The sequence below is a fragment of the Alkalihalobacillus pseudalcaliphilus genome (assembly GCF_028610675.1).
In the GTDB taxonomy this organism is placed as follows: domain Bacteria; phylum Bacillota; class Bacilli; order Bacillales; family Bacillaceae_D; genus Alkalihalobacillus; species Alkalihalobacillus pseudalcaliphilus.
In genome coordinates, this window is sequence record NZ_JAQQWS010000018.1 from 1 (window position 1) to 14765 (window position 14765).

The window sequence follows — 14765 nt, forward strand, 5'->3', positions numbered from 1 at the left end:
AAATGCTGAATCGCGGGGTTGCGGGCAGAAAAAGCGAGAGTAACCCCGAGCAAACGATGAATCACGGGGTTGCGGGCAGAAAAAAAAGCGAGAGAAAGCCCGAGCAAACGCTGAATCGCGGGGTTGCGGGCGGGAAAAGCGAGAGTAACCCCGAGTAAACGCTGAATCACGGGGGTGCGGGCGGGAAAAGAAGGAGAAAGCCCGGGCAAACACGTAATCTCGAGGTTGTGAGCTCGTATTCTTGTCTTTAAAAGCTAAACGACTGCTTTGACTCTGAACAACGTACAAACATTGCCTTTGACCTACTCCTTTTGACTAATCTTATCAATAATTTGCCGTAAGTCCTCTGGTTTGTAAAATTCAACCGGAGAGACGCCTTTTTCAAATTGAATCGCTTCGGCTTCTACGACAAGGACGTAGCGTCCGTTAAGTTTAGCAAGATGTAAGGTTTCGCCGAAGTCGGCTAATAATGCTCTAATGGACGTTTCACCTAGTTTCATTTTTATTTCTGCTTCAGGTGTTTGTTCAACGATTTGAGCAGATGCTTCCATAACTTGATGTGTATCTAAACGTTCTGAGATTTCGCGTTTGTCACTGGCTTCCCAGATTTCTAATTCGTGCTCAAACTTTTGTTTTTCTTCCTGATTCGAATGATCGGCGAACGTTTCTTGAACATGCTCTTGGACCATGTTCAGGACCTGAGATTTAATAATAGTTGGCATGGCATCGCCGTATTCCACGTATTTTAAGAACTCTTCAAAATAACGAGCGTGTGAGGCTTGGTGAATTTTTACTTCCGCTTCCTCAATCATGCCCTCTTCAGGCATATATGGATATTGAATCGATTTCATGTTTTTTGTTGTAATCGCATGCTCAACCTTTCGAATTAAAGAAGAAGCATCAGCGATAGAGGCTACTTTTGGTTCGAAGTCACATTTTAATATAAATACAAAGGCATCATCATAAAATTTACGCGGCACTGCTGTGGCGACAAGGAAAGCACCACCTCTAACAGCACTTGTTTCTAAGTAGTTTTCAACAAACTTCTCTGAAGCCTCTTGAAATTCCGTTTTTGACCCAGCAAAACGAACGCGATGAAACATATTATAGTTTGGATTGGATGTTAATTCATGTCCAGGTTCTGTATGGAAGCGGCCCACTTTGGTAGGGACTTGCTCTGATTTAGGATGTCTTTCTACTTTCCGCTTAACGATTTTTTTCAGTTCACCATCTAAGAAGTCCTTAAGTTGGCTTTGTTCGAATTCTTCTTTGTTTAATGTTTGGAAGTGCTTATATAATTTATTCGTTTGTTCCTCTTGACCGATAATTTCAATGACATAAAATGATAAATACTGAATTTCAAAATCCATCTAGTTCCCCTGCCTTTTCATGCCTATAGACGTTTTGACGATTTTTTCAGTATAGAAGTTACTCGTCATTTCGTCAATCTGAAACGGATGGAAAGGAGAGTCATTTTTGACTTTGCCTTCTGATTTTTGGTATGTTTTTCTTGTGAGAAAAATAAATAATGGGGTGTAGACATTGAAAAAAGGATGGATGCTTGGCTTGGTCGCTAGTCTCTTACTGCTTGCAGCATGTGGGACAGCGAATACAGACGATGGACAGGTTCAAGGAGATGGAGAATCAGAAGGTGAAACGACGGTAGTGCCTGAAGGGATGACACCCCTTGTGACGATGGAGATGGAAGATGGTGGACAAGTCGTTATCGAACTTTACCCAGAGATTGCTCCAAAAACGGTTAATAATTTTGTTTCTTTAGTAGAGGAAGGTTTTTATGATGGGTTAACATTTCATCGAATTATACCAGGGTTTATGATTCAAGGTGGTGACCCTGCAGGGAACGGTACCGGTGGTCCGGGACATACCGTAGAAGGAGAGTTTGCTAGCAACGGCTTTGATAATGATTTATTACATGAGACAGGTGTTATATCAATGGCACGAAGTGGACACCCAGACTCAGCAGGTTCGCAATTCTTTATTATGGTAGGCGCATCTCCACATCTAGATGGTGATTATGCTGGTTTTGGTCAAGTTATTGAAGGAATCGAAGTCGTTCACGAAATTGAAAACGCTGAGACGGTAGGTGAAACACCAGCGTCTGGACATGAGCAGGTAATTAAACAAATGACGGTTAAGTTTGTAGAAGATTCATCCTCTTGACATGAAGAAACGTTTCAGATAACCTAAATGTATATTAAAGGAAAAGGAAGGTACCTTATACAATGAAGTAAGAATCCTATTTTAACACTTAATTTGCATGTGAATACAAACAACAATTGAGTGATCTAGATAGGATACGTATGTTCATTTATAGGGTATAAACAGAATCAAATCTTCTTTTTTAAGGATATCTGTCTTTTTTATAGTAAAAGACGTTTATTTTCTGTGCGTATACTTATGAACGATGATTATCCTCTCTAGTGACTAGGGAGGTTTTTTTTATGCTTTTATTAGATATTCGTCAAGTCCAGAAGAGTTATGGTGATAGAACCCTTTTTGAAATTGAACAACTCCAAGCGTATAGTGGAGAGCGAATCGGTGTTGTAGGAAAAAACGGTGCAGGTAAATCGAGTTTACTTAAGCTTTTAATTGGAGAGCTGCAAGCGGACCAAGGCACGGTTCAGGTGAAAGGTGATTATGCGTATATTGCCCAGCTAAATGAGGAAGGGTTGATAAATGCCTCATTAAGTGGTGGTGAAAAGACGAAGGAAAAAATAAAGGAGGCTCTTAAGCCCTCCACTGAAATTCTTCTAGCCGATGAGCCAACGAGTCATTTAGATTTAGAAGGTATTAAAGATCTAGAGCATCATTTCTTAAGTTATCGTGGCTTACTGCTCCTTATTTCTCACGATCGCACGCTTTTGAATCGGGTGTGTACGAAAATTTGGGAAGTAGACGATGGTAGGGTATTTGTCTATGAAGGGAATTATGAGGCTTATCAAGAGCAAAAGCAAAAAAAGCGAGAGCGTCAGCGGTTTGAATTTGAGCAGTACACCAAAGAGAAAAAGCGCTTGGAGGAGACGGCAACAGCTCAAAGCGAACGCTCGAATTCGTTGAAAAAAGCACCGTCACGAATGGGTAATTCAGAGGCGAGATTACACAAACGTGCGGTAGGAACGAAAAAGGCAAAATTAAATCGAGGAGTTAAAGCGATTGAAACGCGAATTAATCAGTTAGAGAAAAAAGATAAGCCAAGGTCAGAAGAAGTGATCCACTTTGATTTAGACTTCTTTCACCCTATTCATAGTAAAACGGTTGTTCAGTTTCAACAAGTTGCAGCGAAAGTAGGCAATAAAGAGCTCTTTAACCAATTAACAGGAACGATTAAGCCGGGTGAGAAGGTTGCTATTGTAGGTCGAAATGGAGTTGGGAAAACGACGTTATTACAACAAATTTACGCGGGATCAACTGGGATTTCACGCTCTCAAGTAGCTGATCTGGCATACTTTTACCAGCAGCTTGAAAACTTAGATGAATCGTTAACGATTATCGAAAACATTCAGAAATCCAGTAATTACCCCGAGCATTTTATCCGTGCGGTGCTAGCTAGGCTTTTGTTTAAAAGCGAAGATGTTCATAAAAAAGTGAAGGATTTGAGTGGAGGAGAGCGGGTAAAAACATCACTTATTAAAGTGTTTCTCAGTCAAGCCAATGTACTGCTTCTTGATGAACCAACTAATTTCCTCGACTTACCAACGAAGGAAGCTCTGGCAAAAGTGCTTACGGCGTATCCAGGAACCATTATTTTTGTCAGTCACGATCGCTTCTTTACAAATGAGCTAGCAACCGACCAAATCGTCATTGAGAATGGCAGTGCCTATTTTCAGTCGCAAAAGCAGTTAAAGGAGCGGCAAATTGGTGATTTGGAGGAGCAGAAGCTCAGGGTTAACTTGGAGATAACCGAGATAGTAAGCAAGCTTTCGATCGTCTTGGATACAAAAGAAAAAGCAAAGTTGGAGGTCAGGTTCCAAGAATTATTGACAGAGAAAAAACGTCTTGGCTGACGAAGGAGAGCAGCCTCGTTCCTTTTCAAACGCTCTTGGTATTGATAAACTAAAAGCAGTATTAAAGTTTGAATGCAAAGGGTGTACAGGCTGTGGAAAAAATCGAACGAAATCAACGTATATTAATCATGGTATCAGTTGAGGCCGAGCGTTTAGCTGTTGAAGAAAGACTTAATGGCCTTGCGGATATTGATGTAAGAGTTATGGGTGTGGGGCCAATGTGTGCTGCTGCAACTACGATGAAGGCTTTACAAGAAAAAGAATATTCATTGGTGATTAACCTAGGAATTGGTGGGGCGTTCAAAGAGCAAGCACCTGTAGGCTCAGTGGTTGTTGCTAACTCAATTATAGCAGCAGACCTTGGAGCAGAGTCTCCTGAAGGATTTATTCCATTACATGAATTACAATTAGGTGATCCTAGTTTCTCTGTTGATAAAAATAGTCAAAAGTCTATTTATAAAGCGTTAGTAGAACGAAATGTGCCAAGTGTTCAAGGAATGATTTTGACTGTTAATACGACAACGGGTACAAAAGAAACAACGGAGCAATTAAGAGAAAGATATCCTAACGCGGTAGCTGAGGCGATGGAAGGAGCTGGTGTTGCAACAGCAGCAAGGTTATGTCAAACTCCGGTATTAGAGATTCGGACAATTTCTAATGAGATTGGTCCACGTAATCGCGAAGCTTGGAAGCTAAAGGAAGCATTTGCACAGCTTAAAGATGTCACTGAAGTGATTGTGGAGGTGTTATCATGAAAACGAAGATTGCCTTTTCCCCTTGCCCAAATGATACATTTATTTTCCATGCTGCTGTTTTTGGACTTGTAGAAGCTCCTGAGTTAGAAGTAACGTATGCTGATATCGATAAAACGAATTATTGGGCAGCGCGAATGGAAGGGCCAGAAATTATGAAGGTCTCTTATGCGGCCCTACCTTGGTTACTTGAAGATTATCGGTTAATCCCGTGTGGAGGTGCTTTAGGCAGAGGTTGTGGCCCGTTAGTTTTAACGCAAGAAAAACTCAGCAAGCCTAGTGAGCTCGCAGGTAAAAGAATTGCCGTTCCAAGCGATCGTTCAACTGCTTATTTACTGTTTCGATTATGGGTGAAGCAGGAAATCCCTGCTGGTATTGGGGAAATTGTCGTTATGCCTTTTGATGAAATCATGCCTGCTGTCAAAAACGGTGAGGTGGATGCAGGATTAGTGATTCACGAAGCCAGGTTTACGTACCAAAATTATGACTTGGCACTCTTGCAGGATTTAGGTAATTGGTGGGAGGAGGATACAGGTTTGCCAATCCCACTCGGAGCCATCATTGTAAGAAGGGATAGTAAGCTAGAAGGGATCGAGAACTGGATCCAAGCTTCTGTGCAATATGCATGGGACCATCCAGAAGCATCTAGCAATTATGTGATGACTCATGCTCAAGAGATGTCTGTGGAGGTTGCCCAGTCTCATATTGACCTTTATGTGAATGAGTTCTCGTTACAGCTCGGTGACGACGGCTATGCGGCTGTTGAATCTTTGTTGGGGAGAGCGATGGAAGATGGTCATGTGCCGTTGTTTGATTTGGAATTACTGAGAAAATAATGCTTATGTCAAACTGGTGGAACTCATTTTAGCAAGGAGTTTCATCAGTTTTTTTGTTTGGAAAAAAGAAAAGGGCTTTTGAAATAGTTGATTTATGATAAACTATTAGTATCTAGTGCTAATAGTTTAAATTTTAAGCGACATTTTGTGAATGAGTCACTTCATCCGCTCATAAATAATAAAGAATAACTCTTTGGGGGAGGGTGTTTCAAAATGGAGTATATTTTAATAGCTATATTCCTAAGTTATTTATTTGGATGCCTGCACGGGTCACAAATAATCGGAAAAATAAAAAAAGTAGATATTAAGAGTACAGGGGTCAAGAATGCTGGGGCATCAAATACAACGATATTATTAGGGTGGAAGTATGGGATTATTGTTGCCCTCATTGATATTTGTAAAGCTGTTTTTCCTGTCATTATGGTTCAAATTCTTGGTCCCTATTATGGGGCTTCTGAACAACTGATTCATACGCTCATGTATGTCGTCGGATTTTTTGTTGTGATTGGTCACATATTCCCAATGACGATGCGTTTTAGTGGTGGGAAAGGGACAGCCTCGATGGTTGGTGTCCTACTCGTCCTTGACTTGAGAATTGCTTTAATCTGTATCGTCTCATTACTGCTCGTAACCTTTGTCAGCAATTATTTAGTCATCGGTGTTGTTTCGATGTATGTGCTATTTGTCGTCACGACTTTTATTTTTGATTTTGGCTTATATAGTACACTCATTGCCTTATCATTGCTTTTATTAAGCACGTATAAACATCTAGAAAATTATCAGCGCATTGCCAATAAAACCGAGAAGACGATTTCGAGTATGTTTAGGAAAAGGCCTGCCTAATAAAAGAATAAGAGACAAGAGGTTCATCGTAATCTCTTGTCTCTTTATTTTAGTTTGAATGCTTAGAAGAAGTTTACTACGCTTACTAAAGTCAATTAAATAATCGTTTAATTAACGATCATGTTCTCGAATAAAAGCATCAACTTTCATTTTGACTTTTTTGATATTGTCCATTTTATTTTGATAACATGCTTCACTTAAGTCAACCGGGTATTCTTCAGGGTGTAAGGTTCTTTTGTATTCATCCCATAAAAGCAATAGTTGTTCAGCAGTGAAGTTCTTAATCGCGAGTAATGGTGGATTTTCATAGCGAAGCACACCATCTTCAAAAATGACTTCATGTAAATCGATCGCATCGAATTGATGGACGTATTTACTAATAAACGTATGAACTGGGTGAAACATATGAAGTACATCTTCTTCATTTGGATTTTCATGCTCTAAGGCGATGTAATCACCTTCTGATTTTTTTGTGTAACGGTTAATAATGCGGTAAACACGTTTTAATCCAGGTGTGGTCACTTTTTCAGGGTTTCCACTTATTTTAATCGTATCGGTTAATTGACCATTTTCATCTTCAATAGATACAAGCTTATAAACGGCACCCAATGCTGGTTGATCATAAGCAGTAATGAGTTTTGTTCCAATACCCCAGATATCTATTTGTGCTCCTTGTTGCTTGAGGTTAATAATTGTATCTTCATCTAAATCATTGGATGCAACGATTTTAACGTCAGGGAAACCAGCGTCGTCGAGCATTTTTCTTACCTTTTTAGATAAAAAGGCTAAGTCACCACTATCGAGCCTAACCGCTTTAAAATTAATTTTGTCACCTAATTCCTTCGCCACTTTTATGGCATTAGGGACCCCAGACTTTAAGGTGTTATACGTATCGACTAGAAAAACACAATCTTTATGGCGTCTGGCGTATTTATGGAATGCTGTATATTCATCACGATAGGCTTGAATCATCGAGTGGGCATGCGTACCAGAGATGGGTATATTAAAAAGCTTCCCAGCTCGTACATTGGAAGTAGCATCAAATCCACCAATAATCGCTGCTCTCGTTCCCCAAATAGCGGCATCTAATTCTTGTGCCCGTCTAGTACCGAATTCCATCGCCATGTCATCACCTAAAACATGTTTAATGCGGGCCGCTTTTGTGGCAATTAATGTTTGATAATTAATAATGTTTAATAGAGCTGTTTCAATCAGTTGAGCCTCAATTAATGGTGCTTCAATTCGCATGAGTGGTTCATTGCCGAAAACAATTTCCCCTTCTCTCATAGAACGTAACGTTCCAGTAAATCGAACGGTTTTTAAATATTGAAGAAAGTCATCTCGATAACCGCACACATTGCTTAAATAATCAATGTCTGATTCACTAAAATGGAAGTTCTTCAAATATTGAATCGCTCGTTCAAGCCCTGCAAAGACCGCATAGCCATTTCCAAAAGGGAGTTTTCGAAAAAAAAGTTCAAATACTGCCTTTCTTTCATGAACGCCATCTTCCCAATAGGTTTCCGCCATATTAATTTGGTATAAATCTGTGTGTAGTGCCAAACTATCATCTGAATAATGATTTTGCATGATGAACCTCCAAATGTCTAACAAATAAGGGATTATAGCTTGATGACCTTTGCCCCTAGACTATTTTCAAAATGTCGTAATGCCCATGTATGTCCCTCTGCATCAAAGCTAGCGACGGCGGATTCGTATATAACAAGATCGAATCCTTTATTATAAGCATCAACAGCTGTGTGCAGTACACAAATATCGGTACAAACCCCCACTAAATGAAGCTCAGTAATTTGTCGTTCTCGTAATAAAAGCTCTAATTCAGTTCCTGCAAATGCCGAATAACGAGTTTTGTCGATCCAAAATACATGGGGTAATGATTGATTTTGCTCATAAAGAGGAGCGAGTTGACCGTATAACTGGCGGCCATCGGTTCCTTCAATATTATGTGGTGGGAATAACTTCGTTTCAGGATGGAACTTATCACTTTCTTTATGAAGATCGATCATAAAAGCTGTGAAATCACCATGAACGATAAAGTCTTTGGTTAGCTGTACAATAGCAGTTTCAATGGCTTGTCCGGGTTCGCCGCATGTTAATGCACCGTTAGTAGCAACAAAATCATTCGTATAATCAATATTAAGTAAAGCTTTCTTGGTCATCTTAATACCCCCTTATTGTATGAAAATATTCTGCTTTTATTATAATCCTTTCGTCAAGGTAAAATAAAGGAAGAAGTACAAGCCTTTAAAGAAGTTAAATGAAAGAAGGTAAAAGCTAAAAAATGTAAGGGTGGTTCATCTTGACTTTCAATGTGTATATGTTATCTTAGGTATACGGGGTATATGTATAAAGAAATGAGGTGGGATTTTGAGCGAACACTCAGCCAAAAAGACCGTGCAGCCTAACAAACAGCAGTTATTAAATCGCTTAAAGCGGATAGAAGGTCAAGTTAGAGGCATCCATAGTATGGTCGAATCCGACCGTTACTGTGTCGATATTCTCAACCAGATTTCTGCCGTACAAGCAGCACTTAATAAAGTATCTGTTGCCTTAACAGAAGATCATACCCATCATTGTGTAGCAAAAGCGATTAAAGAGGGCGATGGCGAAGCGGCGATTGATGAATTAATGTCGGTCGTAAAAAGAATGATACGTTAGAAGGAATAAATGATTAACCTTTGCATATAAATCAATTTACAGGAGGAATTCGACATGAAGGAATTACTAAAGGTAGAAGGTATGTCATGTGGTCATTGTGTAAAGGCCGTAGAAGGTAATGTAGGAGAATTAACAGGTGTATCCAATGTTGAAGTACGATTAGATACTGGTGAAGTAGAAATACAATTTGATGACTCGAGAGTAACTTTATCAGAAATTAAAGAAACGATTGAAGAACAAGGCTACGACGTAAAATAAATGATGACGTGATAAAGACCTCTTTGTGATAACAAGCAAAGGGGTCTTTTTTATTTGGGGGTGCGATATTGTCTGGGGAGAAACAAGCGACACTACAAATTGAAGGGATGACATGTGCGGCGTGTGCAACAAGAATTGAGAAAGGTTTGGCAAGGATGGAAGGAGTTCTGAGATCCAATGTCAATTACGCATTAGAACGCTCAACCATTATTTACAACCCGTCGATTTTAGCAAGGCATGATTTTGAGCAAAAAATTGCTAAATTAGGATATCGAGCATTAACGGAGGAAGAAGAGCAGGGAAAAGAAGACATCAAAAAACAAACGTATGATTATCATGTAAGGTTGTTTTTATTTTCTGCCCTATTAACCTTTCCATTATGTTTGACTATGATTTTTCACTTTCATTTTCTATCGTTTATGACAGTACCATCTATATTGTTTGAACCGCTTGTACAATTTGTATTAGCTACCTTTGTACAAATCATTGTCGGTTATCCTTTTTATCTTCGTGCTTTTCAAGCGGTACGCAACCAGCATGCCAATATGGATGTATTAATTGTCTTAGGAACAAGTGCTGCTTATTTGTATAGTGTCTATCTCTTATTTGAATCAAGGTTGGCAGGCATTCAAGGTCCTATCGATTTGTATTTCGAAGCAAGCGCCGTCATATTAACGTTAGTCATGTTAGGGAAATGCTTAGAGTTAAAAGCTAAAGGAAGAACAAGTCAGGCGATTAAGAAGCTTTTGAGTTTGCAACCGAATCAAGCGACCGTTTTTCGTCACGGCAAGCAGATTGTTATAGCGGTTACTGATGTCATGGAAGGGGATCACCTACTAGTAAAGCCAGGAGAGAGAATACCGGTGGATGGGGTTGTCTTATCAGGCACGTCTTCTGTAGATGAATCCATGCTTACGGGTGAAAGTAAACCGAGCGAAAAAATGGCAGGAGCCTTTGTTTTCGGAGCGACTGTCAATTTTCATGGGGCATTAAGAATGAGAGCAACAAGAGTTGGAAAGGAGTCGTTTCTTGCCCAAATTATTCAGGCAGTAGAGGATGCCCAAGGATCAAAAGCAAATATCCAACAACTTGTAGATCGGGTCTCGCATATCTTCGTGCCTAGCGTTATTTTTATTGCTATCGTTGTGTTTTGTGCTTGGTTTTTTATTTTATTGCCTCATGATTTAAAAGTGGCTTTAATACCGGCTATTTCAGTACTAGTGATTGCCTGCCCTTGTGCACTAGGCTTAGCTACACCTACCTCGATTATGGCTGGATCAGGGAGGGCTGCTGAATATGGCATCTTTTTTAAAAGTGGAGTGCTATTAGAAAATGCCAAAGATATTAACATGGTTGTTTTCGATAAAACGGGAACGATCACGCAAGGAAATATGAAAGTGACTGATTTAGTCGTTTATAGTGATGATACGTATGAAAAAGTCCTCAGTCTAGCGGCGTCTGCTGAGAGTCAATCTGAGCATCCAATTGCTCAAGCGGTTGTTAGGAAGGCGAAGGAGGAAAACCTTCAAATTGAACCGCCGATATTTTTTGAAAGTGTAACAGGTGGTGGAGTTCGAGCGAAGGTTGGCTTGGATGATGTTGTTTTGGGTACGCGATCATTTATGAAGCTAGAAGGAGTCAAGAGTGACCAGCTTGAGAATACGATTCGTACTTACGAAGCAAGTGGTAAATCGGTGATCCTCTTTGCTCGTAATAAACAATTGATTGGACTTATAGCGGTAGCTGATGTGATAAAACCTGAAGCGATTACGGTTATTCAACGATTAAAAAAACGTAACGTAGAAGTGTGTTTGATGACTGGTGATAACGATAGAACCGCCCAAACGATAGCAAAGCAGGTAGGAATTGAACATGTCTATGCAGAGATGCTTCCCAACCAGAAAAGGGAACAAATTAAGCGATTTAAACAACAAGGTTATCAAGTGGCGATGGTTGGTGATGGGATTAACGATGCACCCGCATTGAGTGAAGCGGACATAGGTATGGCACTAGGGACCGGTACGGATATTGCTATTGAATCAGCAGATGTCGCATTAATGAAAAATCATCTAGCTGGAGTCGTCCATGTCATTGATTTAAGCCAAAAAACGATGCGTAATATTAAACAAAATTTATTTTTTGCTTTTGTTTATAATGGCATTGGATTACCATTAGCAGCACTTGGTTTATTAACCCCTTGGGTAGCAGGGGCGGCGATGGCTTTTAGCTCCGTATCAGTCGTTGCCAACGCTCTAAGGTTACAGCGCTACAAATTGTCCTCAAATAAATAAGAGGTCAAGGTGAAGCTGGTGAGGTGAAAGGAAAAGCAATGTTAATGTGCAGATGCTGAAGGAAATCGGAGAAGTATCTGCACAAAGAAGCGGTTAATGTGAAGATACGGAGGCCAAACCATGTAGTATCTGCACAAAGAGGGGGTTAATGTGAAGATACGGAGGTCAAACCATGTAGTATCTGCACAAAGAGAGGGTTAATGTGAAGATACGGAAGCCAAACCATGTAGTATCTGCACAAAGAGGGGGTTAATGTGAAGATACGGAAGCCAAACCATGTAGTATCTGCACAAAGAGAGGGTTAATGTGAAGATACGGAGGCCAAACCATGTAGTATCTGCACAAAGAGGGGGTTAATGTGAAGATACGGAAGCCAAACCATGTAGTATCTGACCAAAGACCATTCTTCGTGGATAGTGGCGACTTTTTAAACAGTTGGCACGTTACAACTTGATCACCATCAGGAGTCGGCCTGAACAAACAGGGAGCACTGTCCTACTAAGGTCATTTATCGCGAGATGGATGACCAGCTAACTTCAAGGCACAACTTATCACCCATAACTAACTTTCATACAAAAACAAGGGAAATTATGTATAATAAAAATATCAAGAAACATTTTTAAGGAGGCAATCAATGATGAGTGAGCAGCAAGAAGATACAGTCTTGTTGGAAGAAGATGCGATTGAAGCGATGCAAAAAAACAAAGTAGAAGCAAAGAGCCAAACAAACCAAAGAAAAAGCGAATTTCTCCTACATAAAACCCCTTATCTTATCTTTGGTCTCGCACTTGCTCTTCTATTTGCTTATCTTCTATTTTTTCAGTAATGAAATGAAGAATTTAGAATGATGCTGAATGTGTAGCCAAGTACAATGGTTTTTATTAAATGTGGATGGAGTGATGTCAGTGATCATTGTGCTTCTTCTATGTACGTTTGCCCTATGGCTCTTATTTAAATATGAGGTTCGTTCATTGAACTTATTCAGTCATCTTATTGCTAAAGGCTGGAATGGAATTAATAACGAAGAAACCCTGTATATTCACTGTTCTTATTGTCAGAGTCTCATTAAAAGGGGTACACAACACCGTATTGTACGTCCTGTAGAAAGTTTATTGAGTGGAAGCTAAATTCTTTATGAAAATCACCCATGGTGAGTGGGGACACTTGACATGTAAATGCTCATCATTTAACGTAGCTAGCATGAAAACGTGTAGAAAGTAGGGATTTTGTGTCTAGTTATTTCTTAGATTCACTAGAACAACGTAGAACAATTCGAATCGTTCGTAATGAAACACCCATTTCCAATGAAAAAATTACTGAAATCGTTTCAAAGGTCGTAAAGCATTCACCAACAGCCTTCCATTCACAAAGTAGTACGGTAGCCATTTTATTCGAGGAGCAGCATAAGCAGTTTTGGCAAGGAGTCAAGGACCTGCTCCAAGAAAAGTTATCGACTGAACAATTTGAAGTTACGAACAAAAAATTAAGTGGCTTCCAATCAGGCTATGGAACCATTCTTTTCTTTGATGATGAAGCGATAACGTCTACTTATGAAAAGGATAAGCCTCAGTTCAAAGGGAAGTTTGAAGCTTGGACCGAACAATCCTCCGGTATGCAGCAATTTGCCGTATGGACAGCACTTGCTGAGCAAGGATTAGCCGCATCAATTCAGCATTATAACCCCATTGTAGATGATCTTCTAAAAGAGCAATGGGATATACCTGCTTCATGGCGCCTCATAGCCCAAATGCCTTTTGGGATGGCAGGACAAGAACCCGTCCAAAAGTCATTTCTGCCGATAGAAGAAAGGGTAAAAGTATTTAAATAAAAGAAACTAATCTAATATATCAGTCCAAAACCATCATGTTCACAAAAATAATTATGTGAATGTTGATGGTTTTTTCATTTTTTCCCACTTTCTAAAATAAGAATGAGTACAAGCGTAAATACTGAGTAATAAGAAACTGTGGGAGGCTCATATATTGCTAAATTATATTCTACTTCTAGTTGGATTTATCGTACTCATTGGTGGAGCTAACTATTTTGTTAATGGTGCTTCTACAATGGCAAAATACATGAACATTTCGCCACTTGTCATTGGCTTAACGATTGTTGCGTTTGGGACAAGTGCTCCTGAGCTTATTATCAGTGTACTTGCCGCTTTAAAAGGAAGTTCAGCAATGGCGATAGGTAATGTGGTCGGAAGTAACCTTTTTAATATGACATTTATCGTCGGTGTCATGGCGATGATTTATCCTTTAAAGGTTCAAGACAATACTGTTCGAAAGGAAATTCCTTTTACATTATTGGCGAGTATTAGCTTGTTTATTTTGATGAATGATAAAAATTTGCACTCGGGTGGGGCAAACGTTATTACGCGAAGTGAAGGAATTCTTTTTTTACTCCTATTCGCGGTCTTTTTATATTACATTATTGAAGTAATTCGAAAAGAAAGGATTAGAGATAAAGGGAAACCACACCCTTACGAAAATGTAGAGAAAAAATGGGGGAAGGCCATAGGTATATCTGTTCTTGGCTTACTTGCGATTTTGTTAGGAGGCGAGTTTGTTGTTTCGAGCAGTTCGGCGATAGCGATTCAGCTAGGAATGAGCGAGACGTTGGTAGGTTTAACGATTGTTGCGATTGGGACATCATCACCAGAGCTTGTGACAGCTATTATTGCGGCTATAAAAAAAGAGAGCGATATTGCACTCGGAAATATTGTCGGTAGTGGGGTATTTAATATTCTGTTTATCCTTGGAGTTGCTGCGACGATAACACCACTAACTGTAGACCCACGTGTAATTGTCGATGTCGTTATTCTTATTATATTTACATTAGTCCTGCTAATCTTCTCACGAACGAACTTTAAGGTAGGTAAAGGAGAGGGAAGTATACTGATTCTTATTTATCTTGTTTACCTTGTCTATATTATCATTCGAAATTAATGATTCTCATTTTACTCTTAACGTCATATAATGGAAGAAGTGCTTGTCCGTAAACGGGGATTTATATAATTTTAACAAGTGCTTTATACGCACTTTGCGTAGAGTTACTACAATAGACAAGGTAGTCGTGCTA

At 39.5% G+C, this 14765-nt stretch carries 15 protein-coding genes; 11 read left to right on the forward strand and 4 right to left on the reverse strand.

Translation table 11 applies throughout. From position 1 onward, the window contains the following. Together PQ479_RS20285 and PQ479_RS20290 are read right to left on the reverse strand one after the other, a co-directional pair. The coding region (locus PQ479_RS20285; RefSeq protein WP_273717181.1) for a hypothetical protein at positions 1-209 on the reverse strand (209 nt) is incomplete at its 3' end. Between the two features lie 93 nt (positions 210-302). After that, positions 303-1370, reverse strand: coding sequence for a DUF3900 domain-containing protein (locus tag PQ479_RS20290; protein ID WP_047988186.1), 1068 nt, complete (start codon positions 1368-1370; stop codon positions 303-305). Between the two features lie 187 nt (positions 1371-1557). Here PQ479_RS20290 and PQ479_RS20295 point away from each other — a divergent pair, with 187 nt between their 5' ends. The 5 genes from PQ479_RS20295 (at position 1558) to PQ479_RS20315 (ending at position 6456) form a co-directional block, all read left to right on the forward strand. Beyond that, on the forward strand, positions 1558-2181 hold the full coding sequence (locus PQ479_RS20295; RefSeq protein ID WP_047988265.1) for a peptidylprolyl isomerase: 624 nt from the start codon (positions 1558-1560) through the stop codon (positions 2179-2181). Positions 2182-2462: 281 nt separating this feature from the next. After that, on the forward strand, positions 2463-4025 hold the full coding sequence (gene abc-f / locus PQ479_RS20300; protein WP_047988187.1) for a ribosomal protection-like ABC-F family protein: 1563 nt from the start codon (positions 2463-2465) through the stop codon (positions 4023-4025). A 92-nt stretch (positions 4026-4117) separates the two neighbouring features. Continuing rightward, positions 4118-4780 (forward strand): futalosine hydrolase, encoded by a 663-nt coding sequence (locus PQ479_RS20305; protein ID WP_273717183.1) that lies wholly within the window; start codon positions 4118-4120, stop codon positions 4778-4780. After that, positions 4777-5613 carry a 1,4-dihydroxy-6-naphtoate synthase gene (locus tag PQ479_RS20310; protein ID WP_047988189.1) on the forward strand — a complete coding sequence of 279 codons (837 nt, stop codon included), beginning with the start codon at positions 4777-4779 and terminating at the stop codon, positions 5611-5613. The genes PQ479_RS20305 and PQ479_RS20310 overlap by 4 nt, the downstream gene beginning before the upstream one ends. Before the next feature lie 213 nt (positions 5614-5826). Further along, on the forward strand, positions 5827-6456 hold the full coding sequence (locus PQ479_RS20315) for a glycerol-3-phosphate acyltransferase (protein ID WP_047988190.1): 630 nt from the start codon (positions 5827-5829) through the stop codon (positions 6454-6456). A 111-nt stretch (positions 6457-6567) separates the two neighbouring features. Here the strand turns inward: PQ479_RS20315 and PQ479_RS20320 are convergent, their stop codons facing one another. Both PQ479_RS20320 and PQ479_RS20325 read right to left on the reverse strand, forming a co-directional pair. Continuing rightward, positions 6568-8046, reverse strand: a complete 1479-nt coding sequence (locus PQ479_RS20320) for a nicotinate phosphoribosyltransferase (RefSeq protein WP_047988191.1) — start codon at positions 8044-8046, stop codon at positions 6568-6570. Between the two features lie 32 nt (positions 8047-8078). Next, positions 8079-8636: a cysteine hydrolase family protein gene (locus PQ479_RS20325; protein ID WP_047988192.1), complete on the reverse strand. Its 558-nt coding sequence runs from the start codon at positions 8634-8636 to the stop codon at positions 8079-8081. Between the two features lie 208 nt (positions 8637-8844). Between PQ479_RS20325 and PQ479_RS20330 the strand changes: the two genes are divergently transcribed. The 6 genes from PQ479_RS20330 (at position 8845) to PQ479_RS20355 (ending at position 14632) form a co-directional block, all read left to right on the forward strand. Next, the gene (locus PQ479_RS20330) at positions 8845-9135 is read left to right on the forward strand and encodes a metal-sensitive transcriptional regulator (RefSeq protein WP_047988193.1); all 291 of its coding nucleotides are present in this window, start codon (positions 8845-8847) and stop codon (positions 9133-9135) included. 54 nt (positions 9136-9189) lie between these two features. After that, complete coding sequence (gene copZ / locus PQ479_RS20335) at positions 9190-9393, forward strand: copper chaperone CopZ (protein WP_047988194.1); 204 nt, start codon at positions 9190-9192, stop codon at positions 9391-9393. A gap of 68 nt (positions 9394-9461) precedes the next feature. Further along, positions 9462-11684, forward strand: a complete 2223-nt coding sequence (locus PQ479_RS20340) for a heavy metal translocating P-type ATPase (protein WP_047988195.1) — start codon at positions 9462-9464, stop codon at positions 11682-11684. A gap of 637 nt (positions 11685-12321) precedes the next feature. Continuing rightward, complete coding sequence (locus PQ479_RS20345; RefSeq protein ID WP_273717184.1) at positions 12322-12510, forward strand: hypothetical protein; 189 nt, start codon at positions 12322-12324, stop codon at positions 12508-12510. A 402-nt stretch (positions 12511-12912) separates the two neighbouring features. Further along, complete coding sequence (locus tag PQ479_RS20350; RefSeq protein WP_047988197.1) at positions 12913-13512, forward strand: nitroreductase family protein; 600 nt, start codon at positions 12913-12915, stop codon at positions 13510-13512. A 154-nt stretch (positions 13513-13666) separates the two neighbouring features. Next, positions 13667-14632 (forward strand): calcium/sodium antiporter, encoded by a 966-nt coding sequence (locus PQ479_RS20355; protein WP_047988198.1) that lies wholly within the window; start codon positions 13667-13669, stop codon positions 14630-14632. Positions 14633-14765: the final 133 nt, after the last annotated feature.